The organism is Mordavella massiliensis (assembly GCF_016902415.1).
GTDB lineage: Bacteria > Bacillota > Clostridia > Lachnospirales > Lachnospiraceae > Merdimonas > Merdimonas faecigallinarum.
On sequence record NZ_JACJLV010000019.1, the window covers coordinates 1 to 25,000 of the forward strand.

The following is a 25,000-nucleotide window of genomic DNA, read 5'->3' on the forward strand; positions in this document are numbered from 1 at the left end:
GGATGTGGATGACATGGGTTTTAAAACAGACATTGAAATTGCACAGGAAGCAAAGATGAAGGTGGTCAATGAGATCGCCGATACGCTGGGGATCCCGGACGAATACGTGGAGAACTACGGAAAGTATAAGGCAAAGATTGACTACCGCTATTACAATGATTCTCTGAAGGATCGTCCGGACGCAAAGGTGGTGCTGGTGACAGCGATCAACCCGACTCCGGCAGGAGAAGGAAAGACTACCACAACCATCGGTGTGGCGGATGCGCTCAATAAGATCGGCAAGAAGACCATGGTAGCCCTGCGTGAGCCTTCCCTTGGCCCGGTCTTTGGCGTGAAAGGAGGAGCCGCCGGCGGCGGATATGCCCAGGTCGTTCCCATGGAAGATATCAACCTTCACTTTACAGGAGATATTCATGCCATCAGCGCGGCCAACAACCTGATCGCCGCTATGCTGGACAACCACATCCATCAGGGGAATGCCCTGGATATTGATACAAATAGAGTAACCTGGCGCCGCTGTGTGGATATGAATGACCGTCAGCTGCGTAATATTGTAGACGGTCTTGGACCGAAGGCAGACGGCGTTACCAGACAGGACGGATTTGATATCACCGTTGCGTCAGAGATCATGGCAGTATTCTGCCTGGCCAGCGACGTGATCGACTTGAAGAAACGTGTGGCCCGGATCATTGTTGCATATTCCAGAGACGGAAAACCTGTGACTGCCGGGGATATCCATGCTGAAGGCGCGGTAGCCGCCCTGTTAAAGGATGCGTTAAAGCCGAATCTGGTACAGACACTGGAGGGGACGCCTGCATTTGTACACGGCGGACCTTTCGCAAATATTGCGCACGGATGTAACAGCGTGATCGCAACCAAGATGGGAATGAAACTGGCGGATTACATGATCACAGAGGCCGGATTCGGCGCGGATCTTGGCGCTGAGAAGTTCCTGGATATCAAGTGCAGAATGTCCGGTGTGCGCCCGTCCGCTGTTATCATTGTTGCAACGATCAAGGCTCTGAAATATAACGGCGGTGTTCCGAAGGCAGAGCTGCAGGAGGAAAATCTGGAGGCTCTGGAACAGGGTATTCCGAATCTTCTGAAGCACGTGGAAAATATTACACAGGTATACAAACTTCCGGCTGTGGTTGCCATCAACCGGTTCCCGACGGATACAGAGGCAGAGATCGCACTTGTCCGCAGCAAATGCGAGGAGCTTGGCGTAAATGTTGCTTTATCAGAAGTATGGGCAAAAGGCGGAGAAGGCGGTATTGAACTGGCCAACGAAGTAGTACGTCTCTGCCAGGAAGAGAGTCATATGGAATTCGCCTATGATACAGAAAGCTCCATCAAAGAAAAGATCGAAGCCATTGCGACAAAGATCTATGGAGCGGACGGAGTGGATTATCTTCCGAAGGCAGAAAAGGAGATCCGCAACCTGGAGAACATCGGCCTTGGAAACCTGCCGATCTGTATGGCGAAAAACCAATACTCACTGACAGATGATGCCAAGAAACTGGGAAGACCGGTCGGCTTTCGGATCACCATCCGGGATATTACGGCTTCTACAGGAGCGGGATTCCTGGTTGCTCTTACCGGCGATATTATGAAGATGCCGGGACTTCCCAAAGTACCGGCTGCAGAAAAGATTGATGTAGACGCAGACGGCGTGATCTCCGGACTGTTCTAAGGAGCCGCCGGTTATGATGCTTGAAAAGAAAACAACGGAATTTCTGGAAGTGTTGTCTTCCAAAGAGCCGGTTCCCGGCGGCGGCGGTGCAAGCGCCGCCGTCGGGGCTTTTGCCGCAGCTCTTGGCATGATGGTCGCAAGTCTTACAGAAGGCAAGAAAACATATGCCGCAGTGGAAGAAGAGATCCTCTGTGCAAAAGACCGGCTGAAGGAGATCCGTGACCGGCTGGTCCATCTGGCAGATGAAGATGCCAGGGCTTTTGAGCCCCTGTCAAAAGCCTACGGGCTGCCAAGGACGACAGAGGAGGAACAGAAGGTCAGAGAAGAAGTCATGGAAGAGGCGCTCAAGGAGGCCAGCCTTGTGCCGCTTACCATTATGGAAACGGTGCTGGAGTCCATGGCCGAACTGGAGGTTCTGGAAGAAAAGGGAAGCAGACTGGCTGTCAGCGATGCGGGCGTGGGCATCCTGTTTGCCCAGGCGGCACTGGAAGGAGCGTCTTTAAACGTCCTGATCAATACGAAGATGATGAAGGACAGGGAAACAGCCGGACATTATGAGCAGCGGGCGGCGGAACTGATCCGGGAGGGACGTCAGAGAAAAGATCGTATTTATGAAAGGGTATTAAAGAAATTGCAGTAACAGGGAGGACACAGATAAAATGAGTATCATCATGAAAGGCGCGGAAGTGGCAAAAGCTATGAAAGAACATCTGATCCGTGAGACAGAAGCGCTGAAGGAAGCAGGAGTCAATCCCTGTCTGGCTATTATACGGGTGGGGGCAAGACCGGATGATCTTGCCTATGAAAGAGGCGCAAAGAAGCGGATGGCGATGGTCGGGATCGAGTGCCGCGTCATAGAGCTTCCCGGGGATATCGGACAAAAGGAGTTTGAGGAAGTGTTTGACCGGGTGAATGAGGACAGTACCGTGCACGGCATTTTACTGTTCCGGCCGCTTCCGGCCCATCTTGACGAGGAACCGGTGAAGGCTGCGATCCATTCGTATAAAGATGTGGACTGTATGAGTGCGGTAAATATCGCAAAAGTATTTTCCGGAGATGCGACCGGATTTGCTCCCTGCACGGCAGAGGCAGTGATCCAGATGCTGGACCATTATCAGATCGATCCGAAAGGGAAAAAGGTTACAGTGGTAGGGAGAAGCATGGTCGCGGGAAAGCCTATTTCCATGCTTTTGCTGGATCGTCACGGCACAGTGACGCTCTGCCATACCAGAACTGCAGATCTTGCGGCGGAATGCAGGAAGGCGCAGATCCTGATCGCAGCGGCCGGAAGAGCCGGGATGATCACGGAAGATATGGCAGGCAGCGGGGCGGTTGTCGTAGATGTCGGGATTAATGTGGATGAAGAAGGCAGGCTGTGCGGCGACGTGGACTTTGAAGGGGTACAGGAAAAGGCTTCGTATATCAGCCCGGTGCCGGGCGGAGTCGGAAGCGTAACCACCTCGGTGCTTGCGGCGCATGTGCTTCGCGGCGCCCGTTATCTGAATCCGTTAGCGTAGATGAATGGGGGAACAAATTATGAGAGAAAAATGCAGGATCTTTTTTTCAGCCGTGGCGGCAGGCATCGGGATTGCGATCGGCGGAACGGTCTATATGTCCCTGGACAATAAGATTGCCGGCGCCCTTCTTTTCACAGCCGGCCTTTACGCCATTGTGCTGAACGGACTGCATCTGTATACCGGAAAGATCGGTTATCTGGTCAATGAAAAAAATAAAGGATCCTATGGGGTGCTTCTTTTGCTGACCTGGCTTGGCAATCTGGCCGGGACCTGTCTTGCGGCGGCGGCTCTTACTGCCACCAGAGTGTCTGGATTGTCAGAGACTGCAGCCGGTCTATGCGAGACAAAGCTTGGAGATACGCCGGTCAGTGTATTCTTCCTGGCTGTATTCTGCGGGATCCTGATGTATGTGGCAGTGGACGGGTTTAAGGAAAAGGGGAATCCGCTGATCCTGTTTCTTTGCGTCAGCGTATTTATCCTTTCCGGTTTTGAGCACTGTGTGGCAAATATGTTTTATTTTGCCATGGCAGGCGCATGGTCGGCAAAGACTGTACTGTATCTTCTGATCATGACGCTTGGAAACAGTGTGGGAGGCATGCTGATCCCTGCCATAAAGAAAATCTGAAGATCCGGGGAAACTTAAGAAAACAGCCTCGGAGACAGAATGGAGAAAATGTATGAGTCAAAAAATTGTATTGATAGACGGTCACAGTATATTGAACCGTGCGTTTTACGGTCTTCCGGATCTGACAAACTCGGAAGGACTTCATACCAATGCCGTCTATGGTTTTCTGACCATTTTATTTAAAATATTAGAAGAAGAGACACCGGAGTATCTGACCGTGGCTTTTGATGTACATGCGCCCACGTTCCGCCATGAGATGTATGCGGAATATAAGGGAACGAGAAAGCCGATGGCAGAAGAATTAAGACAGCAGGTTCCTGTCATGAAGGAGGTCTTAAAGGCCATGGGCATCAAGACCATCGAGTGTGCAGGCCTGGAAGCGGACGATCTGATCGGGACGCTTTCCGCCTGCTGTGAAAAAGAAGGGATGGAAGTATCCGTCATTTCCGGAGACCGGGATCTTCTTCAGCTTGCCACAGACCATGTTAAGATCCGGATCCCCAAGACCAGGCAGGGACGGACGGAAGTGGAAGATTATTATGCGGCGGATGTCAAGGAACGCTATCAGGTGACGCCTTCGGAGTTTATTGACCTGAAGGCGCTGATGGGCGATTCCTCCGATAATATCCCGGGCGTACCGGGAATCGGAGAAAAGACGGCTGCAAAGATCATTGTGAAATATCATTCCATTGAAAACGCGCATGCGCATGCTGATGAGCTCAAACCACCAAGAGCTGCCAATGCGATGAAAGAGCACTGGGATCTGGCAGTTATGAGTAAGGAACTTGCCACGATCAATGTCAACGCAGAGTTCCCCTATGAACTTGCAGAGGCAAAGCTGGAAAATATCTATACAGAGGAAGCATATGCGTGGTTTCAGAAACTGCAGTTTAAGAACCTGCTTTCCCGGTTTGATGTGAAAGCTCCATCCAACAAGATTGAAGATTCCTTCCATGAGATCAGGAACCGGAAAGAAGCGGAGGCAGTTTTTGAAAAGGCGGACGGCGCCGCATGTATCGGCGCCTGCATCTTTAAAAATAAAGAAGAAGTGCTGCCTTTGTTTGCAGACCAGGCACAGATCGGCGGGATCGGGATCAGTTTTTCTAAAGAGGACCACTATTGCATCCGTACCGGGCCGGATCTGCAGATATCCTGGCTGCTGGAACAACTGTCACGGGTTGCAGCAGGCGCGGAAAGATTTGCCATCTTCGATCTCAAATCACAGCTGGACAATCTGAAGATCCAGAAGAAAGAGAACTGTTTTGATGTGACCGTGGCGGCGTATCTTCTGAATCCGCTGAAAAGCAATTATGATTATGAAGATGTGGCCAGAGAGCAGTTGGGACTTGTGATCGAAGAAAAATCAGAGGAATATGTGAAAGTCTGCTATGAAGCATACACTGCATTTGCCGCTTCTCGGATCCTTCTTGATAAGTTAAAAGAAACCGGTATGGAAGAGCTTTTTACAAAGATTGAGATGCCGCTGGTATTTGCCTTGTATCATATGGAGAAAAACGGCGTCCGGGTCAACTCCGATGCGCTGAAGGAGTACGGCGATCAGCTGGCTGTCCATATCCAGGCGCTGGAGAAGGAGATCTACGAGGAAGCGGGAGAGACGTTTAACATTAACTCGCCGAAGCAGCTGGGCGTGATCCTGTTTGAGAAGATGCAGATCCCGGGCGGAAAGAAGACGAAGACCGGATATTCCACTGCGGCAGATGTACTGGAAAAACTGGCGCCGGATCATCCGATCGTGTCAAAGATCCTGGAGTACCGGCAGTACGCGAAGCTAAAATCTACTTATGCGGACGGACTGGCTGCCTATATCGGACCGGATGGCCGGATCCACGGTAAGTTTAACCAGACGATCACCGCCACAGGCCGGATCAGCAGTACAGAACCCAATCTTCAGAACATTCCGGTCCGCACGGAACTGGGACGTATGATCCGCAAGGTATTTGTTCCGGAAGAGGGATATGTATTTGTAGACGCGGATTATTCTCAGATTGAGCTCAGGGTTCTGGCGCACTGCTCTGGGGACGCGCATCTGATCGAAGCGTACCGGGAGGCCAGGGACATTCACCGGATCACCGCATCCCAGGTGTTCCATGTGCCTTTTGCCGATGTGACAGATCAGCAGAGAAGAAACGCGAAAGCGGTAAACTTCGGGATCGTCTATGGCATCAGCTCTTTCGGGCTGAGCCAGGATCTGAGTATCACCAGAAAAGAAGCGGCGAAATACATTGATGATTATTTCCAGACCTATCCGGGGATCAAGACCTTTCTGGATCATGCCGTACAGCATGCAAAGGATCAGGGATATGCAGTGACTTTATTTGGACGGAGACGGCCGGTGCCGGAGCTTTCCTCCAGTAATTTTATGCAGCGGTCCTTTGGAGAGCGGGTAGCCATGAATTCCCCGATCCAGGGAACGGCTGCGGATATCATCAAGATCGCCATGATCGGCGTGGACAGGCGTCTGAAAGAAGAAGGACTCAAATCCCGTCTGGTGCTGCAGGTTCACGATGAACTGCTGATCGAGGCGGAACAGACGGAGGTGGAAACAGTAAAAGAAATCCTCCGGCAGGAAATGGAGCAGGCGGCTTCTCTGGATGTGCCGCTTGAGATAGATATGCATACAGGAGACAACTGGTACGAAGCAAAGTAGAGGTGGAGAAGATATGAAGATCATAGGATTAACCGGAGGCGTAGGCTCCGGAAAAACACAGATTCTTGAATATTTGAATAATAAGTACGGGGCGACCATCTGCCAGACCGACGCGCTGGGAAAGAAGCTTCAGAAAAAGGGCGGTCAGTGCTATGAAGACATTGTCCGGCATTTTGGAGAAGAGATCCTGGATGAAAAGGGAGAACTGAACCGGGAAAAACTGGCAAACATTGTATTCCAGAACGTGGAACAGCTGTCCGTGTTAAACGGGATCGTTCATCCGGCGGTCAAAGATGAGGTCCGCAGGATCATCGCAAAGGAAGAAAGAAAAAATACCAATCTTCTGATCGTTGAGTCGGCGATCCTGGTAGAAGATCATTACGAAGAATTGTGCGATGAACTCTGGTACGTGTATGTAAAGGATGAGATCCGCAAGAAACGGCTTCTTTATTCCAGAGGATACGAACCGGGAAAGGTGGACAGCATTATTGCGGCGCAGCCATCAAAAGAGATCTATATGCAGCACTGCGACCGGGTGATCGATAACAACGGTGTATTTGCAGAAACGCAGATGCAGCTGGATCAGATTATCGCGGATTTATAAAAGATGGAAAGGCAGAAAGACAGATGATGAGATTATGCAGTATAGCCAGCGGAAGCAGCGGAAACTGTATTTATGTGGGGGATGAAGACACCCATCTTCTGGTGGACACCGGGATCAGCAAAAAGAGGATTGAAGAAGGGCTACATAATCTGGGGATCAAAGGGGATGAACTGACCGGGATCCTGATCACCCATGAGCACATCGATCATATCCAGGGGCTTGGCGTTTTCAGCCGGAAATATGAGATTCCGGTATACGCCACACCAGGAACGATCGAAGGGATCCGCTCCATGAAAAGTCTGGGAAAGATCCCGGAGGGACTGCTCCATGAAGTGGAAGTGGACAGGGCCTTCTCCCTGGGAGACATGAAGATCAGTCCCTTTGCCATATCCCATGATGCCAGACAGCCTTCCGGATACCGCATCGATAATGATAAAAAATCCGTGGCTGTGGCTACAGACCTTGGGATGTACGACGAATATACGGTAGAACATCTGAAAGGCCTAAGCGGCGTTGTGCTGGAGGCCAATCATGATATTCATATGCTGGAGGTAGGGCCTTATCCTTATGTGCTGAAACGAAGGGTGATGGGGGATAAGGGACATTTGTCCAATGAACTGTCCGGACGTCTGTTGTGCGATATCCTTCATGACGGACTTCAGCAGGTGATCCTGGGACATCTGAGCAAAGAAAATAATTACGCGGAACTTGCTTATGAAACAGTAAAACTGGAAGTCAGTTTCGGAGACAACCCCTATAAAGGGGAGGATATTCCCATGATGGTGGCAAAAAGAGATCAGATGTCGGAAATTATTACTTTATAGTTATGGAAAGGATTGACAGGAAATATTTATGGAGAAAATAGCAATTGTTACAGACAGCAACAGCGGTATTACACAGAAGGAAGCTGAAAAACTCGGGATCCGCGTGGTTTCTATGCCGTTTTTTATCAATGACGAACTGTTTTACGAGGATATTACTCTTACTCAGGATGAATTTTATCAGAGACTTGCGGAAGATGCGGATATTTCCACCTCTATGCCGTCGCCGGCCGATGTGATGGAACTGTGGGAAGAATTATTACAGGAATATGACAGGATCATCCATATCCCTATGTCCAGCGGACTCTCCGGAAGCTGTGAGACGGCCATGGCTCTGGCCGCAGAATTTGACGGAAGGGTTCTTGTGGTAGATAATCAGCGGATCTCTGTGACGCAGAGGCAGTCTGTTCTGGATGCTCTGGAAATGAGAGAGAAGGGCATGAACGCAGAGGAGATTGTAACTGTGCTGATGCGGGAAAAACTGGAAGCGAGTATCTACATTACCGTAGATACGCTGAAATACCTGAAAAAAGGCGGCCGGGTGACTCCTGCGGCAGCGGCTCTTGGTACAGTCCTGAACCTGAAGCCGGTTCTTACGATCCAGGGAGAAAAGCTGGATGCGTTTGCAAAGGTCAGAGGCTGGAAGGCTGCGAAGAAAACGATGCTGGACGCCATGGAAAAGGATCTGAAGGGACGTTTCGCAGGAAAAGAAGTGCATCTGGAGATTGCCCATACCTGTACGGATGAAGAAGTGGCGGAATGGGAAAAAGAGGTGGCGGAGCGTTTCCCGGGCTATGAGATCCATACAGACCGTCTTTCCTTAAGCGTGGCATGCCACATTGGCCCGGGAGCCATGGCTGTGGCATGCAGTAAGAAGATCGAGATCTGATGCTTTCAGACGCGGACGATCTGCTGGCAGTATTCGTTCACAAAAGGCATTTTGTATTTGTTTGTGATGACACTTTCATAAAGGTCAGAAGCAAACATGTCCTGACGCAGCATTTTCTGCGCGGTTTCAGAGAGCCCTTCTGTCTGCGTCAGTTTTGTAATAAGAGGAATCGAAGAGAAACGCTTGATCCGGGCCATTAACTTGGCTCCCTCTTTGCGGAACCCAAGGACCCGGGCGTACTGGCATCCTCCCGCCTCTTTATAAAGCGACAGATCAGCGGCTCTGATATCCAGGAGAATGTGGAGCATACACCGGCTGATCCGGGAGTAGGTAAGCTCCCTGGTTTTTAAAAGATCACAGAACTGGTCAAACGTAATGAAATCATTGGCGTGATTTACCATGCGGTTGGCCAGTTCTTCTGTCATATCCATGTATTCTTTCAATGATTCCCTTGTTTCGGTCAGCAGTTTATAACGGAATAACAGAGAAAAATCGCCGGTATAGACCGGATAGCGTACCCGGTGTGTCTCTTCCAGGGTGCGGATGCATGCAGGAGGCACCTGGTCCTCCAGGCGGGTAAGGACTTCGGATAATTCCGGTTCGTCATAAGGCTTGTCGGAAGTCATATGAACCGAACTTCCGGCATAGGCAAGAAGCCTTCGGATGGCGGAAGCGGAGCTGTAGCCTTCCTTCAGATCTTTGTCGTGGTAACCGGAGACTTTTCGCTTGATCGTATAGGCGCCGATGGGGCTTTTCCGCCGGTACAGCGCTTTGATGTATTCGATCCCCAGGATATTATTGGGCTGTTCCAGGATTTCGTCCAGGGACGGGTCCTGCAGGTAGGACTTTAATGCCGCCTGCCTGGCAAGGGGGAAGGAGAGGCCGCTTTTTAGATTCGCCTGAAGAAAGGAACGGTATTCCTCCGGCTCATCCGCAGTAATATGGGCGATCTTTTCCAGAAGATAGTAGTCGCCGCATTCACTTCCAAAGCAGATACAGTCGATGCATCCAAGCTGTTCCAGCAGGGAAACCGCTCCTTCGGCAAAATATTCGGCGCTTCCGCAGGCATAGCATACCGGAAGCTCCAGAACCAGGGGGACGCCGGCCTCCAGGGCAACTTCCGCGCGCAGATGTTTGGGCATGATGGCGGGGGCTCCCCGCTGCACGTAATTGCCGCTCATCACGACAATGGCCGTGTCTGCTCCTGTGACCTCCAGTGCTTTTTCAATATGATATAAATGACCGTTGTGAAAGGGGTTGTATTCTGTGATCAGACCAACGATTTTCATAAGATTCTCCTACTATTAGTATTGTATATCTTTTTGAAATTGATTATACTATAGAAAGGCACGGCTTGCAATCATACGGGAAGGAGGATGCATCATGAGTGAAAACGACAGCAAAATGCGCGAAAAGCTGACAGAAGAGCGGATTCTGGAAATGCTGGAACGCAAGCAGTATAAAGAACTCAAAGAAGAACTGGAAAATAACATGTATCCCGTAGATCTGGCGGATATTCTGGAAGAATTTGACCAGAAGCACATGGTCATGGTATTCCGGCTTCTTGCAAAAGAAGAGGCTGCAGAAACCTTCACGTATATGAACAGCGACATGCGTGAGATCCTGATCGGCGCCCTGACCGATTCCGAGCTGGAAGAGGTCATGGAAGAGATGTATCTGGATGATACCGTAGACGTGCTGGAAGAAATGCCGGCTAATGTGGTAGACAGGCTCCTTCTGGCAACAGATGAAGAGAAGCGGACACAGATCAACCAGCTTCTGCAGTATCCGGAAGACAGCGCCGGAAGCGTGATGAACGTGGATTACATTGCTGTCCGCAAGGAAATGACGGTGGCTGAGGCTATCCTGAAGATCCGTCAGGTAGGTCTTAACAAAGAAACCATCTACACCTGCTATGTGACAGAAAAGCGTAAGCTGATCGGATATGTGGATGTCAAAGAACTTCTGACGACCAGTGAATCGAAACTCATTGAAGAGATCATGGAGACCAATCTTCTGTATGCGCATACCACGGACGATCAGGAAGATGTGGTCCGGATGATCACAAAATACGGGTTGATCGCCCTTCCGATCCTGGATCATGAGAACTGTATGGTGGGCATCGTTACGGTAGACGACGCGATGGACGTTATGCAGGAAGAAACGACGGAAGATATCAGCATCATGGCCGGTGTGGCTCCCAATGAGGATTCTTATTTTGAGACCACTGTTCTGGAGCATGTAAAGAGCAGGCTTCCCTGGCTGTTATTCCTTATGCTTTCCGCAACCATTACCCAGATGATCATGAACAGTTATGAATCCGCCCTTGCGGTGATGCCACAGCTTGCGGGATTTATTCCCATGCTGACGGGTACGGGGGGAAACTGTGGATCGCAGAGTTCCACTCTGGTGATCCGCGGCCTTGCGGTAGAAGAGATTGAATTTGCGGATCTTCCGAAAGTGATCTGGAAAGAGGTCCGGGTGGCTGTCTGTATCAGTCTGGTGCTGGCGGTAGTGAACGGGATCCGCATCCTGATCATGGGACAGGGAGACGTCATGGTTGCGCTGACGATCGGACTGACCATGGCGTGTACGGTTGTGATCGCCAAGGTAGTTGGATGTACCCTGCCTCTGTGTGCGAAAAAAGTCGGACTGGATCCGGCCATCATGGCTACACCTCTGATTTCCACGTTAGTAGACATCAGCACCATCAGTGTATATTTCGCAATCGTCAGCAAAGCATTTCAACTGTGATATTTTCCATTTTGTACCGAAAAATAGACATAAGTTTCCAATAAGAGACCTTGTTTGCAAGGTCTCTTTGTATTATAATTAATATATTGAGAATCTTAGGAAAGGAGTCTATTGAACATGGGATTCATAGATGAGATCAAAGCAAAAGCAAAAACATCCAAAAAGACGATCGTTCTTCCGGAAACAGAGGATATCCGGACTTACGAGGCGGCAGAGGCGGTTTTAAAAGAAGGAACTGCCAATCTGATCCTGATCGGAAGCGAAGAGGAGATTGCCAAAAATAAAGGGGATTTTGACATCAGCGGCGCTACGATCGTTGATCCGGCAACCTACGAAAAGACCGAAGCCTATATTGCCAAACTGGTAGAGTTAAGACAGAAGAAGGGCATGACTGAGGAGCAGGCAAGAGAACTTCTCCTGACAAACTATCTGTATTACGGCGTCATGATGGTAAAGATGAAAGACGCAGACGGTATGGTTTCCGGCGCCTGCCACTCCACAGCAGACACCTTAAGACCCTGCCTGCAGATCCTGAAGACAAAGCCTGGCACCAAGCTGGTCAGCGCATTCTTTGTAATCGTTGTACCGGATTGTGATATGGGAGCTGACGGAACCTTCGTATTTGCAGATTCCGGTCTGGAGCAGAATCCGGATCCGGAGAAGCTTGCAGCTATCGCTCTTTCTTCCGCAGATTCTTTCCGTCTGTTGACAGGAAAAGAGCCGGTTGTGGCTATGCTTTCCCACTCTACCAAGGGAAGCGCAAAACACCCGGATGTAGACAAAGTCGTAGAAGCGACCCGCATCGCAAAAGAAAACGCGCCGGAAGGCCTTCTGCTGGACGGGGAATTCCAGCTTGACGCGGCCATCGTACCGGAAGTAGGCGCATCCAAAGCACCGGGAAGCCCGGTTGCAGGAAAGGCAAATGTTCTGGTATTCCCGGATCTGGATGCCGGAAATATCGGATACAAACTGGCACAGAGACTGGCAAAGGCCGAAGCATACGGACCTCTGACCCAGGGTATCGCAGCGCCGGTGAACGACCTGTCCCGCGGCTGCAGTGCAAAAGATATCGAAGGTGTGGTAGCAATTACAGCTGTACAGTGTATGGCAAATGATTAATATTATAGAGAGGTAAAAAGAAATGAATGTATTAGTAATCAATTGTGGAAGCTCATCTTTAAAATTCCAGCTCATCGACTCTGAGTCTGAGAATGTACTGGCAAAAGGACTTTGCGAGAGAATCGGGATTGACGGAAGCCTGACTTATCAGCCGGCAGGCGGAGAAAAGGTTAAATCCGAAAAAGCGATGCCTACACATACCGAGGCGATCCAGTTCGTGATCGACGCTCTGACAGATTCCGAGACCGGCGTGGTAAAGAGCCTTTCCGAGATCGGTGCAGTCGGACACCGCGTGGTACACGGCGGAGAAAAATTTGCAAGCTCTGTAGTGATCAATGACGAGGTGCTGGCCGGCATCGAAGCATGCAGCGATCTGGCTCCGCTTCACAATCCTGCCAACCTGATCGGTATCCGCGCCTGCCAGAAGCTGATGCCCGGTACACCGATGGTAGCTGTATTTGATACCGCTTTCCATCAGACCATGCCGGAAAAGGCATATTTATACGGACTGCCGTATGAGTATTATGAGAAATATGCAGTAAGACGTTACGGCTTCCATGGTACAAGCCACAGCTTCGTTTCCAAACACGCGGCAGATTTCCTGGGACTGGATCTTAACAATTCCAAGATCATCGTTGCACACCTTGGAAACGGCGCATCCATCAGCGCTGTACTGAACGGCAAATGCGTAGACACATCCATGGGTCTGACACCACTGGAAGGTCTGGTTATGGGAACCCGTTCCGGCGATATGGATCCGGCTATCATGGAATATATCGCAAAGAAGGAAGATCTGGATATCGCAGGCGTGATGAACGTCCTCAACAAAAAATCCGGTGTATACGGACTGTCCAAGAATCTGTCCAGCGACTTCCGTGACCTGGAAGAGGCAATGGAGAACGGCAACAAATATGCAGCAGCAGCTCTGGAAGTGTTCTGCTACCGCGTAGCAAAATACATCGGCTCCTATGTGGCAGCCATGAACGGCGTAGATGCGATCGCATTTACCGCAGGAATCGGTGAGAACGCCGGAATCGTGCGCGAGAAAGTTCTTGCCTACCTGGGATACCTGGGAATCACATTGGATGCGGAAGCCAACAAAAAGCGCGGCGAAGACTTTGTGATCTCCACAGCAGATTCCAAAGTAAAAGTTGCTGTGATCCCGACCAACGAAGAACTGGCGATCGCAAGAGAGACAGTAGCGCTGGTATAACATAGGATTGGTATCTGTCAGCTGTAAAACCATACCAGATTTTGTGTAAATTCGGGTTTTTTAGGGTTGACAATCCGTTATTGCATGATATAATAGTTTAGGTGTGAATAGGAGTATTATTATGATATTAGACCTATCCAGCGTTTTGTCTGAACCACACCGTCCGATTGACACATCGGTGCCTGTAGAGATGGATGTTTTTCAATCCGCTCAGGGCAGCTTTCCGTTAAAGGAAAAATCAGAGTTACATCTTCTGATCGAATACGAAAAAGAACGGAAGCTTCAGATCAGCGGGAAAGCAGAGGTGACGGCAGTTATTCCTTGCGACCGGTGCCTGAAAGATGTGGAAGTCAGGATTCCCCTCGATTTTACAAAGAAGATCAGTGTGGATCCGGAAGAGACGGAAGACTCAGATGAACTAGACGAAACAAATTATATTGACGGATGCAGTTTGGATGTGGAACAACTGGTCCGCAACGAACTGTTAGTAGGGTGGCCGACGAAAGTTCTGTGCAGTGATGACTGTAAAGGCATCTGCAGCGTATGTGGTCAGAATTTGAATGAAGGGACCTGTGACTGTGAAGACACAAGTCTTGACCCCAGAATGTCAGCGATCCGCGATGTTTTTAAGAATTTTAAGGAGGTGTAACCCATGTCAATCTGCCCAAAGAATAAATCTTCCAAAGCAAGAAGAGACAAAAGAAGAGCAAACTGGAAGATGAGCGCACCGAACCTGGTGAGATGCAGCAAGTGCGGCGAGCTTATGATGCCTCACAGAGTCTGCAAAGCTTGTGGCTCTTATAACAAAAAAGAAATCATTCCTCAGGATTAATTAGAAGCTATAGAGGAAAAGACTTAGATCAGGAAGAAGTCCACTGATGGATTTCTTCCTGATTTTTTTATTTGGGACGTAGACCTTTGCAAAAGGTCTACGTCCCAAATTACGTTTTGCCCTGTACCTATTTGAAATTTACCCTGTACCTGATCGTCAAATATCTTGACAGCAAATATATATCGAATTACAATATATATAACATTACAATATATTTGCTGGAAAAGAGGTGAATTTGAATGACAGGTATAAAAGCAAATGCTTCAGGAAACAGTGCAATGCTTATTTTGAAATTGCTTTCCGAAAAAGATATGTATGGATATGAGATGATTGAAACACTTGCAAATCGTTCGAATAATGTGTTTGAAATGAAGGTGGGTACGCTTTATCCAATCTTGCATAGTATGGTTCAATCCGGGTATCTTACGGTTTATAGTGAGGAAGCGAATGGAAAACTTCGGAAATATTATCACTTAACAGAGAAGGGTCAAAAATATTTAGAAAAAGTAATTAAGGAGTGGAAGCTTTACACGGACACGGTATATGGGCTGATAGGAGGCTGATCGGATGACGGAAGAGAAGTACTTGAAGAAATTAACTAAATATATTCATGATCCGGAAATCAGAAAAGAGATTCAAGATGAATATAGAGCACATATACATGACTGCAAACAGGCATTGATTTGCGGTGGAATGACGGAGAATGAGGCGGAAGCGGAGGCTGTTCGTCAAATGGGAGATCCGGTTTTGGCAGGCAGAAAAATGGATCAGATATACCGGTCTAACATAGACTGGAAAATGGCCGTATGGTTTGTCTGTTGTGCTTTGCTTATTGGCGGACTGAAAGTGTCAGTTGTCATTTACTATCAGAAAGATCTGGATAACGAAACTTATAATCTTATTATGATGGTAACCGGAATCGCATTCTTGGTTTGGGGGCTTTTCTGGTCAGCTGTAGAGAAATGTAATAATTATGAGCTATTTTATGTATGGGCAGAAGATTGGGGCGGAGCAGGAACCGGGCTTGTGAACAGCGGGGTACAGCTGGCTATGGGAGTTGCCTTTTTGTCTACGGATTTTCAGACGCTTTTTGTACTTATTCTCATTGTGGAAATGGTACAAATGCTGGAACGGTTTCTTATCGTAAGGGCGCAATCAAAGAAAGAGGAAAAATTAATGTGGGAACATGGCGTTGCGCGGACAGACATTCTGCCTTATAAAGGGCTGGCGGTCATAGAAGGTAAAAAAATGCGTGTCCGCACTATTTCGGGTAACATTCCCAAGGGAAGAGATATTGTTGTGATCGGCTTGCGGGGATTTCGTCCAATTGTGATGTCTGCAGATTAATTAACACTGCAGGAGGGAATCATATGAATAAAAAAAGGGCATTAAAAATGGTGTGTATCATTCTTCTTTTTCTTGTGGCCGGGATGCTTTTGTTTCCGTGGCTGAGGATCGGGAAAGACTGGTACACCCTTTTTGCATTTTATCGATCTGTCTTTTTCGAAGATCAGTTAAGAGAATTTGTAAAGATTACTGCTTCCGCATATTTTATCCCGGTTTTTCTTGTCTTTGGTCTGGCGGCAGGAATTGGCGCGGGTGTAAAGGCAGTCCTTATGTTGTTTCACCGTTCCTGCAGGATAGTTACGGGTCTGATTTATGGAGCGGAACTGGTCTATATTGCAACCATGTTTTCTTTTGGAGGATACATGCCAAGTCCGGCGGCGCTCCTTTCGTCATTATTGATCTTTACAGAATTTATGGTTGAAAAGTATGCGCAGGAATACGAGGATTTTACGAAAGAGTGGGAGTTTCAGCGCAAGAAGGAAGCGGCAGAAAAGGCGGAACGTAAAAAGAGACTTTCCTTTCCGGGGAAATATGATGTCCAACTGCTGAGAATTATGTGGAGAGAGACAAGGCATCAAAAGAGAGCTCTATTTCTGATCTGTGCAGGGAACAGCGCGTTATTGGGAATTATGCTGTTCCTTTTTGCAATGAAAACAACGCTTGGAAAAGGGTATGGCATAACGGACGAATTGCCTTCACAGGGGTTGAATGGAATATTATCGGATGCAGTCTTCATGGTTGTCCTGATTTATCTTTTTTATCAGGCGATTACCATTTTTTATTATATTGACAGACTTAGGGAACGGCAAAGGATGTTATGGGTACTGGGCGCCAGAGAAAAAGCCAAAATGATGATACAGGGGCTGGAATATGGCTTGATGGTCCTTTGTTCTTTATTAGTCGGCACAGGGATCGGAACAGGAGTCTATGGCGGTACAGCCGTGATCCTTAATGAACAGTTTCACTGGAAGTTACCGTCTGGTATCCCCCTGGAAATCTATTTTCTGGTAATGCTTTTCTTCTTGCTGATGTCCGGATCAGCGATCTTTGTCACGAATGATAGTTTGAAAGGCGCAGGAAAAAGAAATGTAAAATGGATTCCAGGAAGGAGAATGGCGGCTTTTTTAGGACTCCTTGCTGTAACGGGGCTGATATATTATGTTATCAGTTATGGACAGAGAAGAAATGCGGAGAGTATCTATTCCTTACTAATCGGGATTGCGGGAAGTAATGTTTTATTCATCGTTGCATTTTACTGTTGGAAAAGAAATGTATACAAAGACCGTTCGGAAACATTTAGTCAGATTATGGAAAAGATCCCTCTGCAAAGCGGATTCCTGAAAAATATTGGTGCAAAAGCAGCGTTATTTTTTGTCCATTTTGTATTTCTTGCTGTGCTTTCAATTAAAATGGCAGGAGTTCTTGCGGCGCCGCCGGCTGAGAAACTGTATCCCTATGATTATGTCTGTATAGCATATCCGGAGGATACTCCTCTTTTTGAAGAACTAAAAAAGAATCAGCTGGCTGAGGTTTTGAACTTTCCTATGACCAGAGTGACAACGGTGCAGGGAGAAGCAACAGACTGGATAGACGTGGCGAACAATTATTATATGAGTGTGATCTGGCCGCAAGGACAGCATATTGGCATATCACAGACCACCTACCAGAAACTTTGCAGAGAAATCAAAGTGGCGCCCAAAGAGTTTTCTTTAGAGAAGGAACAGATACATATTGTATATCAACAGGATCTTTCCGTAAAGGCCCATCCTCTGGACTGGTTTATGGATCGAAAAAAACCATATATTCGTATCGGTCAGCCTCTAAGATATTATGACTATCATTTCCGGGAACAGGAATATCCGCCAAGACAGGTGAAAAGCGAAGAGCGAGCCATATTAACAGGTGTGTTTCAAGGCGGTTTTCAGGAAAATCTGGTGGTTTTTTCAGACTCTTATTTTAATAGTATCAGACGGGAAGAAGGGCCCTCTGAACTTGTTTTGCTCCGGGTAAAAGAAGAAGCACGCAAACAGGTTGAAGAAAAACTGTCAGTTTTTGCAGAAAATCATAAATCAGATTCTTCCTGGTCAAGATTAATACAACCATATTACAGTAAAAATACTAAGGTAGACGATGTGGAATCCGAACGCATATTGATCATGGCTGCATTGTTCATGGAAACGGTTATGTTGTTGATGAGTCTTTTTCTGATTCAAACGATCAAGCTGGAATTTGAAAAAGAGGAACGTAAAAAGCGGCGTACATTATTATTTCATCTTGGGATCCGCAGAAGTGAAGAAATCAAGAACTGCCGGAAAGAATACAGAAGACAGTTTTTCGATCCGCTTATACATGCATATATCCTGGCATCTTTGATTGCGGTACTGACCTGTTATCTCCGGGATATGAGCAGGAGTGAAGGACAAAGATTTGTATTGATCCTAATATTGATATGGGGAATATATCTGGCTGTTTATCTGCTTATATATCGGACGAAAAGGAGGGAGTCCATATGGAAATCCAATTAAAAAATATTACAAAAACATATGACGGGGAAGTTTTGAAAGGAATCAGTCTTACAATTTGCCAGGGAGATTATATTTCTATAACCGGAAGATCCGGAAGCGGAAAAACAACCCTCCTTAAAATCATCGGACTATTGGAACAGCCTACAGAAGGAGAAGTTATCATCGACGGAATAAAGAGTGCGGATCTGTGGAAGGACGAATTAGCAGATATACGTAGACAAAAAATAGGATTTATTTTTCAAGATTACTTTCTTTTGGAGAATCTGTCCGCATTGGACAACATCCTGCTTCCGGGACTGCTGGAAAAACAAGAAGGGAGCCGGGTAAAAAGCAGAGCATACGAATTAAGCCAGTATCTTGAAATAGAAGAAAAGCTTCTGAAAAAATATCCAAAAGAACTTTCCGGCGGAGAAAAGCAAAGAATAGCAATCGTAAGAGCTTTGATGAATGATCCGGATATTCTTCTGGCCGATGAACCAACAGGGAATCTGGACGAAAAAAACCAGGAAAAAGTTCAATCTATTTTGAAAAGATTACATGAAAAAGAAAGAAAAACAATACTGTTAGTGACGCATGACATGGAATTCGCAAAAACAAGTAAAAAACATTACAATCTGATAAATGGAAAACTTGTAACGGGTACACCCTGAAATTCAATTTGGGACACCCTGAAATGGAAATGGGGACGTAGACCTTTGCAAAAGGTCTACGTCCCCATTTCCATGTTTCACTATTGATTTTTACCCCAATGTTTAGTAGAATTATCCTTGAAGTTGCTAGGAGGATGAAAAATGGCAGAGATTACAAAGGTCGCTTTGGATGCGATGGGCGGAGATAATGCTCCTGCCGAGATTGTCAAGGGCGCGGTAGATGCCCTGTCAAGAGAGAAGAGTCTGTATCTGTTCCTGGTTGGCCGGGAAGATGCTGTAAAAAGTGAATTGAGTAAATATGATTATGACAAGGAACGTCTGGAGATTGTTCCGGCTTCTGAAGTGATCGAGATGGCAGAGCCGCCGGTGAACGCGATCCGGAGAAAGAAGGATTCCTCGATTGTGGTAGGAATGAAGCTGGTGAGAGAAGGAAAGGCGGATGCCTTTGTGTCGGCCGGAAGTACCGGAGCTGTCCTGGTGGGCGGCCAGGTGATCGTAGGCCGGATCAAAGGTGTGGAGCGTCCGCCGCTTGCTCCGCTGTTCCCGACGGAAAACGGGGTATCGCTTTTGATCGACTGTGGAGCCAATGTGGATGCCAGACCTTCCCACCTGGTTCAGTTTGCCAAGATGGGATCCATCTACATGGAGCATGTGGTAGGTGTGAAAGACCCTAAGGTAGGCATTGTGAATATCGGCGCAGAAGAGGAAAAGGGAAATGCGCTGGTAAAGGAAACCTTCCCGCTTCTCAAGGCAGAGAAAAGTATTCACTTTATCGGAAGCGTGGAAGCAAGGGATATTCCCAGAGGAACGGCGGATGTGATCGTCTGCGAGGCCTTTGCGGGAAATATTATCCTGAAGCTGTTTGAAGGCGTAGGCAAAACGCTGATCAGCGAAGTGAAAAAGGGCATGATGTCAAGTTTCAGAAGCAAGATTGGCGCTCTTTTAGTAAAACCGGCGCTGAAAAGCACGCTGAAAAAATTTGACACTGCGGAATACGGCGGAGCGCCTCTTCTTGGTCTGAACGGTCTGGTCGTCAAGACCCACGGCAGTTCCAAGGCAAAGGAGATCAGTAATACCATTGTACAGTGTGTAACCTTTAAGAAGCAGAAGATCAATGAAAAGATCAGAGAAAGTATTCAAGCGGAAGCTGCCGCTGAAGAATAGAAAATAAGAAAAAGGAGAATGAGGTATGGAATTTGAAAAGTTAAAAGAAATTATTGCTGACGTGTTGAATGTTGAGGCTGATGACATTACAGAGGACACAAAATTTGTTGATGATCTGGGCGCGGATTCACTGGATATTTTCCAGATCATTATGGGGATAGAAGAAACCTTTGATATTGAAATTGATAACGATGAAGCTGAGAAGATCGTCACAGTCGGAGACGCTGTAGAGCAGATCAAAAAGGCGACAAATAACTAAGTGATAAGGAGTGAAAAAGCCCTGCCGGGCTTTTTCATTTTATGAGGCATTATTATGGATCAGAAACTAAAACAGTTAGAAGAAAAGATCGGATACGCCTTCCATGACAGGAGTCTTCTGAAGAAAGCCATGATGCACAGCTCTTATATTAATGAAAAGCAGCTTCCCAAACATGAGTGTAACGAGCGGCTGGAATTCCTCGGAGACGCGGTGCTGGAACTGGTATCCAGTGAATTTTTATTTCACGCCCACCCGGACATGCCGGAAGGGGAACTGACTAAGACCAGGGCAAGCATGGTATGCGAACCCTCTCTTGCGTTCTGTGCCAGAGAATTAAAACTTGGAGAGTATCTGCTTCTGGGAAAAGGAGAAGACGCCACAGGCGGAAGACAGAGAGATTCTGTCACCTCTGACGCCATGGAAGCGCTGATCGGCGCCATTTATCTGGATGGTGGTTTTGCTAATGCAAAAGAATTTATCCACAGATTTGTACTGAACGATCTGGAACACCGGAAACTCTTTTTTGATAGCAAGACTATCCTTCAGGAAATCGTGCAGGCTCATTTCAGGGAGCATATCCAGTATGAACTGGTAAATGAAGAAGGGCCGGATCACAACAAATCCTTTGAGGTCGCTGTGTATATCGGCAGAGACTGCCTGGGCACAGGAAAAGGCAGGACCAAAAAAGCAGCGGAACAGGAAGCGGCATACCGGAGCATCTTAAAGCTGCATCAAGAAAATATAAAGTAGGTGGGGTATGTATCTAAAAAGTATTGAAGTACAAGGGTTTAAATCATTTGCCCATAAGATCAAATTTGATTTCCATAACGGGATTACCGGTATTGTGGGACCAAACGGCAGTGGAAAAAGCAACGTGGCCGATGCCGTGCGCTGGGTGCTGGGCGAGCAGAGAGTCAAGCAGCTAAGAGGCGGGAGCATGCAGGACGTGATCTTTTCCGGAACCGAGAACCGAAAGCCCTTAAGTTATGCATCTGTAGCGATCACGCTTGACAATTCGGATCACCAGCTGCCCATTGACTACGAAGAGGTTACGGTGGCAAGAAAGCTGTACCGCTCCGGAGAAAGCGAGTACCTGATCAATGGCGCGGCCTGCAGATTAAAAGATGTTAATGAATTATTTTACGATACCGGTATCGGAAAAGAGGGGTATTCGATCATCGGACAGGGTCAGATTGACCGGATCTTAAGCGGAAAGCCGGAGGAAAGACGGGAATTATTCGACGAAGCTGCCGGAATCGTGAAATTCAAGCGCAGGAAAAATACTTCTCTGAAAAAACTGGAAGAAGAGCGCCAGAATCTTCTTCGTGTCAGCGATATCCTGGCCGAACTGGAAAAGCAGGCCGGACCTCTGGAGAAGCAGGCGGAGACTGCCAGAGAATATCTGAAGAAAAAAGAAGAACTTAAGACGTATGATATCAATATGTTTCTTCTGGAGACCGAACGGATCCAGGAGCAGATCGCTGATATCGAAGAGAAGTTAACAAATACCCGGGCGGAGCTTGGCGAGGCCGGACAGCAGTACGACGCTATGAAAGCGGAGTACGATGCGGTAGAAGAACAGATGGACAATATTGACGCTTCCATCGAAAAGGCCAAGAGCCAGCTCAATGAGACGAGCCTCTTAAAGCAGCAGCTGGAAAATCAGATCGAGCTCTTAAAAGAGCAGATCCACAGCGCACACATGAATGATGCCCATTATGACCAGCGGGCGCAGACGGTTCTTGCAGAACTTGAGAACCGGGAGAAAAGCCGTCAGGAACTTTTGCAGGAGCAGGAAGAGATCGACGCGCAGATGAACCGTCAGAAAACGCTGGAAGATGAGGCGGGTGCGGCTCTTCTGGAGGTGCAGTCAAGGATCGCGGATCTTTCGGCGGAAATTGAACAGCATCAGAATGAAGTGATGGAAGTTTTAAGCAGCCGGGCGTCTACAAAGGCGAAGATTCAAAAATACGATACCATGCTGGAGCAGATCCAGGTACGAAAGGCCAGAATGCATCAGCAGATCCTGGAAGCCGGAAGCGAGTACGGACAGCAGAAAGAAAAGCAGGAAGAATATCTTGCGGAACTGGAACGCATATCAGAACAGATCCGGGAACTGACTCAGGAAAATGCGACTTACGAGGAAAAGATCGAAAAGATCCAGAAGATATTGGCAAAACAGACGGAGCAGTTCCGGATCGGCCAGACCGCATATCACAGGGAGCAGTCCAGGCTGGAATCCTTAAAAAATATTACGGAACGATACGACGGATATGGAAACAGTATCCGGAAGGTCATGGATCATAAAGAAAAAGAGAAGGGTCTTCTCGGCGTTGTGGCTGATATCATCAAAGTTGACAAACAGTATGAGATCGCCGTAGAGACCGCGCTTGGCGGAAGCATCCAGAATATTGTGACAGAGGATGAAGAGACTGCGAAGCGGATGATCCAGTTCTTAAAGAAGAATAAATTCGGCCGGGCCACGTTCCTTCCGCTGACCAGTATCCGGCAGGGGGCAGGCATCAGCCAGCAGGCTGCGTTAAAAGAGCCTGGAGTCGTCGGAACGGCCAATACGCTTGCCAGGGCAGATGCAAAGTATCAGAAGCTTACAGACTATCTTCTGGGCAGAACCCTGGTGGTAGACCACATTGATCACGCGTCCGCGATCGCCAGAAAATATCACCAGTCGATCCGGATCGTTACTCTGGAAGGGGAACTGATCAATCCCGGCGGGTCCATGACAGGCGGAGCATTTAAAAATTCCAGCAATCTCTTAAGCAGACGCCGGGAGATCGAAGAATTTGAGAAGACAGTCCGTCAGCTGAAAAAAGAAATGGACGAACTGGAAGAGCAGTCCGAACAGCTTCGGAAAGAACGGACCGGATATTATGAAAAGACGGATGAGATCGCAGAAAAACTCCGGAAAGCCTATGTCATCCAGAATACGGCCAAGATGAACGCTGATCAGGCGGCGTCCAGGATGCAGAGCGCAAAGAGCCAGGCAGAAAGCACCCAGAAAGAGGCCGATGAACTGGATGCGCAGATCACAGACATCATGGACAATCAGGAGTCTATTACTGTTGAACTGGATACGTCAGAAAACCTGGAGAAAGAGCTGACCACGCAGATTGAAGAAATGCAGAAAAAGCTGGAGACAGAGCAGCAGCTGGAAACCAGGAGACAAAAAGCTACGGAAGAGATCCATCTAAGTTATGCAGCTCTGGAGCAGAAATATGCGTTCCTGGCAGAAAATCTGAACCGTATCGAAGAGGAAAGCAACAAATTCCGGCAGGAACTTTCCCAGCTGGAAGAAAACAGAGGGGAAAATTCCGGAGAGATTGAAGAAAAGGAACGTCAGATCAGCGAGCTTCGCCAGACCATAGAGGATTCCGGCGAATTGTTTGCAGAGATCCGGCAGGAGATTGAAAAATACAAAAAGAACAGAGAAGAACTGACGCTGAAACACAAGTCATTTCTGGAGAACCGGGAGACCTTATCCAAACACATGTCTTCTCTTGATAAGGAAATCTTCCGTCTGGAAAGCCAGAAAGAATCAGGCGAGTCGGCTTCAGAAAAGCAGATCAACTATATGTGGGAAGAATATGAGATCACCTACAACCACGCCAAAGAGTTGAGAGATCCGAATCTCACAGATCTGTCTAAAATGAAAAAACGGATCCAGGAACTCAAAAGTGAGATCCGCGGACTTGGAAACGTAAATGTAAATGCTATTGAAGAATACAAGAGTGTTTCCGAACGATATGAATTCCTGAAGGGACAGCATGCCGATCTGGTGGAGGCAGAAGCCACGCTGGTACAGATCATCGAAGAACTGGATACCGCCATGCGGAAACAATTCAAAGAACAGTTCGCGCGGATCGCAAGTGAGTTTGATACCGTATTTAAAGAATTGTTCGGAGGCGGAAAAGGAACGCTGGAACTGATGGAGGATGAGGATATCCTGGAAGCGGGAATCCGTATCATCGCGCAGCCGCCGGGCAAGAAGCTGCAGAATATGATGCAGTTATCCGGCGGTGAGAAAGCACTGACCGCGATCTCGCTGTTGTTTGCCATCCAGAACCTGAAGCCGTCGCCGTTTTGTCTCCTGGATGAGATCGAAGCGGCCCTGGATGATAACAATGTGGGCAGATTTGCAAAATACCTGCATAAACTGACAAAGAACACGCAGTTTATTGTGATCACCCACAGAAGGGGCACTATGACAGCTGCAGACAGGCTTTATGGTATCACCATGCAGGAAAAGGGCGTGTCCACCCAGGTTTCCGTAAGTCTTCTGGAAGACCAGCTGGATCAGTAAAG

At 47.8% G+C, this 25,000-nt stretch carries 22 protein-coding genes; 21 read left to right on the forward strand and 1 reads right to left on the reverse strand.

From position 1 onward, the window contains the following. Positions 1-13 precede the first annotated feature (13 nt). Genes H6A13_RS06995 through H6A13_RS07030 form a run of 8 tightly spaced genes read left to right on the forward strand, consistent with a single transcriptional unit; the run spans position 14 to position 8,817 of the window. On the forward strand, positions 14-1,693 hold the full coding sequence (locus H6A13_RS06995; protein ID WP_204908941.1) for a formate--tetrahydrofolate ligase: 1,680 nt from the start codon (positions 14-16) through the stop codon (positions 1,691-1,693). Positions 1,694-1,706: 13 nt separating this feature from the next. Continuing rightward, positions 1,707-2,333, forward strand: a complete 627-nt coding sequence (locus tag H6A13_RS07000; RefSeq protein WP_338043026.1) for a cyclodeaminase/cyclohydrolase family protein — start codon at positions 1,707-1,709, stop codon at positions 2,331-2,333. A 19-nt stretch (positions 2,334-2,352) separates the two neighbouring features. Then, positions 2,353-3,210: a bifunctional 5,10-methylenetetrahydrofolate dehydrogenase/5,10-methenyltetrahydrofolate cyclohydrolase gene (locus H6A13_RS07005; protein WP_204908902.1), complete on the forward strand. Its 858-nt coding sequence runs from the start codon at positions 2,353-2,355 to the stop codon at positions 3,208-3,210. Between the two features lie 19 nt (positions 3,211-3,229). Next, positions 3,230-3,835: a formate/nitrite transporter family protein gene (locus H6A13_RS07010; RefSeq protein WP_204908903.1), complete on the forward strand. Its 606-nt coding sequence runs from the start codon at positions 3,230-3,232 to the stop codon at positions 3,833-3,835. Between the two features lie 52 nt (positions 3,836-3,887). After that, positions 3,888-6,503, forward strand: a complete 2,616-nt coding sequence (gene polA / locus H6A13_RS07015) for a DNA polymerase I (RefSeq protein ID WP_204908904.1) — start codon at positions 3,888-3,890, stop codon at positions 6,501-6,503. A 13-nt stretch (positions 6,504-6,516) separates the two neighbouring features. Continuing rightward, the gene (gene coaE / locus H6A13_RS07020) at positions 6,517-7,107 is read left to right on the forward strand and encodes a dephospho-CoA kinase (RefSeq protein WP_204908905.1); all 591 of its coding nucleotides are present in this window, start codon (positions 6,517-6,519) and stop codon (positions 7,105-7,107) included. 23 nt (positions 7,108-7,130) lie between these two features. Continuing rightward, positions 7,131-7,931 (forward strand): MBL fold metallo-hydrolase, encoded by an 801-nt coding sequence (locus H6A13_RS07025; protein ID WP_420827222.1) that lies wholly within the window; start codon positions 7,131-7,133, stop codon positions 7,929-7,931. Between the two features lie 28 nt (positions 7,932-7,959). Then, positions 7,960-8,817, forward strand: coding sequence for a DegV family protein (locus H6A13_RS07030; protein WP_204908906.1), 858 nt, complete (start codon positions 7,960-7,962; stop codon positions 8,815-8,817). A 5-nt stretch (positions 8,818-8,822) separates the two neighbouring features. Here H6A13_RS07030 and H6A13_RS07035 read toward each other — a convergent pair whose 3' ends face one another. Next, positions 8,823-10,106, reverse strand: coding sequence for a nucleotidyltransferase (locus tag H6A13_RS07035; RefSeq protein WP_204908907.1), 1,284 nt, complete (start codon positions 10,104-10,106; stop codon positions 8,823-8,825). Positions 10,107-10,200: 94 nt separating this feature from the next. Here H6A13_RS07035 and mgtE point away from each other — a divergent pair, with 94 nt between their 5' ends. The 13 genes from mgtE to smc all read left to right on the forward strand — a co-directional run bounded on the left by mgtE (position 10,201) and on the right by smc (position 24,998). Then, positions 10,201-11,571 (forward strand): magnesium transporter, encoded by a 1,371-nt coding sequence (mgtE, locus tag H6A13_RS07040; RefSeq protein WP_243416453.1) that lies wholly within the window; start codon positions 10,201-10,203, stop codon positions 11,569-11,571. Positions 11,572-11,688: 117 nt separating this feature from the next. Beyond that, on the forward strand, positions 11,689-12,690 hold the full coding sequence (gene pta, locus H6A13_RS07045) for a phosphate acetyltransferase (protein WP_204908908.1): 1,002 nt from the start codon (positions 11,689-11,691) through the stop codon (positions 12,688-12,690). 22 nt (positions 12,691-12,712) lie between these two features. Beyond that, on the forward strand, positions 12,713-13,903 hold the full coding sequence (locus H6A13_RS07050; RefSeq protein WP_204908909.1) for an acetate/propionate family kinase: 1,191 nt from the start codon (positions 12,713-12,715) through the stop codon (positions 13,901-13,903). A 121-nt stretch (positions 13,904-14,024) separates the two neighbouring features. Next, a complete protein-coding gene (locus tag H6A13_RS07055; RefSeq protein ID WP_204908910.1) occupies positions 14,025-14,552 on the forward strand; it encodes a YceD family protein in 528 nt (175 codons plus the stop codon). 3 nt (positions 14,553-14,555) lie between these two features. Further along, positions 14,556-14,735, forward strand: coding sequence for a 50S ribosomal protein L32 (rpmF, locus tag H6A13_RS07060; protein ID WP_204908911.1), 180 nt, complete (start codon positions 14,556-14,558; stop codon positions 14,733-14,735). A gap of 239 nt (positions 14,736-14,974) precedes the next feature. Further along, complete coding sequence (locus tag H6A13_RS07065) at positions 14,975-15,298, forward strand: PadR family transcriptional regulator (protein WP_204908912.1); 324 nt, start codon at positions 14,975-14,977, stop codon at positions 15,296-15,298. A gap of 4 nt (positions 15,299-15,302) precedes the next feature. Beyond that, positions 15,303-16,082, forward strand: a complete 780-nt coding sequence (locus H6A13_RS07070; protein WP_204908913.1) for an NfeD family protein — start codon at positions 15,303-15,305, stop codon at positions 16,080-16,082. Between the two features lie 23 nt (positions 16,083-16,105). Further along, the gene (locus H6A13_RS07075; protein WP_204908914.1) at positions 16,106-18,607 is read left to right on the forward strand and encodes a hypothetical protein; all 2,502 of its coding nucleotides are present in this window, start codon (positions 16,106-16,108) and stop codon (positions 18,605-18,607) included. Then, positions 18,592-19,257 carry an ABC transporter ATP-binding protein gene (locus tag H6A13_RS07080; RefSeq protein ID WP_204908915.1) on the forward strand — a complete coding sequence of 222 codons (666 nt, stop codon included), beginning with the start codon at positions 18,592-18,594 and terminating at the stop codon, positions 19,255-19,257. Before H6A13_RS07075 ends, H6A13_RS07080 begins: the two co-directional genes overlap by 16 nt. Before the next feature lie 141 nt (positions 19,258-19,398). Continuing rightward, complete coding sequence (plsX, locus tag H6A13_RS07085; RefSeq protein WP_204908916.1) at positions 19,399-20,421, forward strand: phosphate acyltransferase PlsX; 1,023 nt, start codon at positions 19,399-19,401, stop codon at positions 20,419-20,421. A gap of 25 nt (positions 20,422-20,446) precedes the next feature. Further along, positions 20,447-20,680, forward strand: a complete 234-nt coding sequence (acpP, locus tag H6A13_RS07090; protein ID WP_204908917.1) for an acyl carrier protein — start codon at positions 20,447-20,449, stop codon at positions 20,678-20,680. Positions 20,681-20,734: 54 nt separating this feature from the next. Further along, positions 20,735-21,430, forward strand: coding sequence for a ribonuclease III (rnc, locus tag H6A13_RS07095; protein WP_204908918.1), 696 nt, complete (start codon positions 20,735-20,737; stop codon positions 21,428-21,430). Between the two features lie 7 nt (positions 21,431-21,437). After that, positions 21,438-24,998, forward strand: coding sequence for a chromosome segregation protein SMC (smc, locus tag H6A13_RS07100; protein WP_204908919.1), 3,561 nt, complete (start codon positions 21,438-21,440; stop codon positions 24,996-24,998). Positions 24,999-25,000: the final 2 nt, after the last annotated feature.

Excerpts from the sequence above, each read along its gene's own strand:
- H6A13_RS07055 (WP_204908910.1), top strand. The coding sequence starts at position 14,025 with ATGATATTAGACCTATCCAGCGTTTTGTCTGAACCACACCGTCCGATT.
- H6A13_RS07070 (WP_204908913.1), top strand. The coding sequence starts at position 15,303 with ATGACGGAAGAGAAGTACTTGAAGAAATTAACTAAATATATTCATGAT.
- H6A13_RS06995 (WP_204908941.1), top strand. The coding sequence starts at position 14 with ATGGGTTTTAAAACAGACATTGAAATTGCACAGGAAGCAAAGATGAAG.
- acpP (WP_204908917.1), top strand. The coding sequence starts at position 20,447 with ATGGAATTTGAAAAGTTAAAAGAAATTATTGCTGACGTGTTGAATGTT.
- H6A13_RS07065 (WP_204908912.1), top strand. The coding sequence starts at position 14,975 with ATGACAGGTATAAAAGCAAATGCTTCAGGAAACAGTGCAATGCTTATT.
- plsX (WP_204908916.1), top strand. The coding sequence starts at position 19,399 with ATGGCAGAGATTACAAAGGTCGCTTTGGATGCGATGGGCGGAGATAAT.
- H6A13_RS07025 (WP_420827222.1), top strand. The coding sequence starts at position 7,131 with ATGATGAGATTATGCAGTATAGCCAGCGGAAGCAGCGGAAACTGTATT.
- H6A13_RS07080 (WP_204908915.1), top strand. The coding sequence starts at position 18,592 with ATGGAAATCCAATTAAAAAATATTACAAAAACATATGACGGGGAAGTT.
- H6A13_RS07005 (WP_204908902.1), top strand. The coding sequence starts at position 2,353 with ATGAGTATCATCATGAAAGGCGCGGAAGTGGCAAAAGCTATGAAAGAA.
- coaE (WP_204908905.1), top strand. The coding sequence starts at position 6,517 with ATGAAGATCATAGGATTAACCGGAGGCGTAGGCTCCGGAAAAACACAG.
- H6A13_RS07010 (WP_204908903.1), top strand. The coding sequence starts at position 3,230 with ATGAGAGAAAAATGCAGGATCTTTTTTTCAGCCGTGGCGGCAGGCATC.
- H6A13_RS07000 (WP_338043026.1), top strand. The coding sequence starts at position 1,707 with ATGATGCTTGAAAAGAAAACAACGGAATTTCTGGAAGTGTTGTCTTCC.
- rnc (WP_204908918.1), top strand. The coding sequence starts at position 20,735 with ATGGATCAGAAACTAAAACAGTTAGAAGAAAAGATCGGATACGCCTTC.
- smc (WP_204908919.1), top strand. The coding sequence starts at position 21,438 with ATGTATCTAAAAAGTATTGAAGTACAAGGGTTTAAATCATTTGCCCAT.
- rpmF (WP_204908911.1), top strand. The coding sequence starts at position 14,556 with ATGTCAATCTGCCCAAAGAATAAATCTTCCAAAGCAAGAAGAGACAAA.
- pta (WP_204908908.1), top strand. The coding sequence starts at position 11,689 with ATGGGATTCATAGATGAGATCAAAGCAAAAGCAAAAACATCCAAAAAG.
- H6A13_RS07030 (WP_204908906.1), top strand. The coding sequence starts at position 7,960 with ATGGAGAAAATAGCAATTGTTACAGACAGCAACAGCGGTATTACACAG.
- H6A13_RS07035 (WP_204908907.1), bottom strand. The coding sequence starts at position 10,106 with ATGAAAATCGTTGGTCTGATCACAGAATACAACCCCTTTCACAACGGT.
- polA (WP_204908904.1), top strand. The coding sequence starts at position 3,888 with ATGAGTCAAAAAATTGTATTGATAGACGGTCACAGTATATTGAACCGT.
- H6A13_RS07075 (WP_204908914.1), top strand. The coding sequence starts at position 16,106 with ATGAATAAAAAAAGGGCATTAAAAATGGTGTGTATCATTCTTCTTTTT.
- H6A13_RS07050 (WP_204908909.1), top strand. The coding sequence starts at position 12,713 with ATGAATGTATTAGTAATCAATTGTGGAAGCTCATCTTTAAAATTCCAG.
- mgtE (WP_243416453.1), top strand. The coding sequence starts at position 10,201 with ATGAGTGAAAACGACAGCAAAATGCGCGAAAAGCTGACAGAAGAGCGG.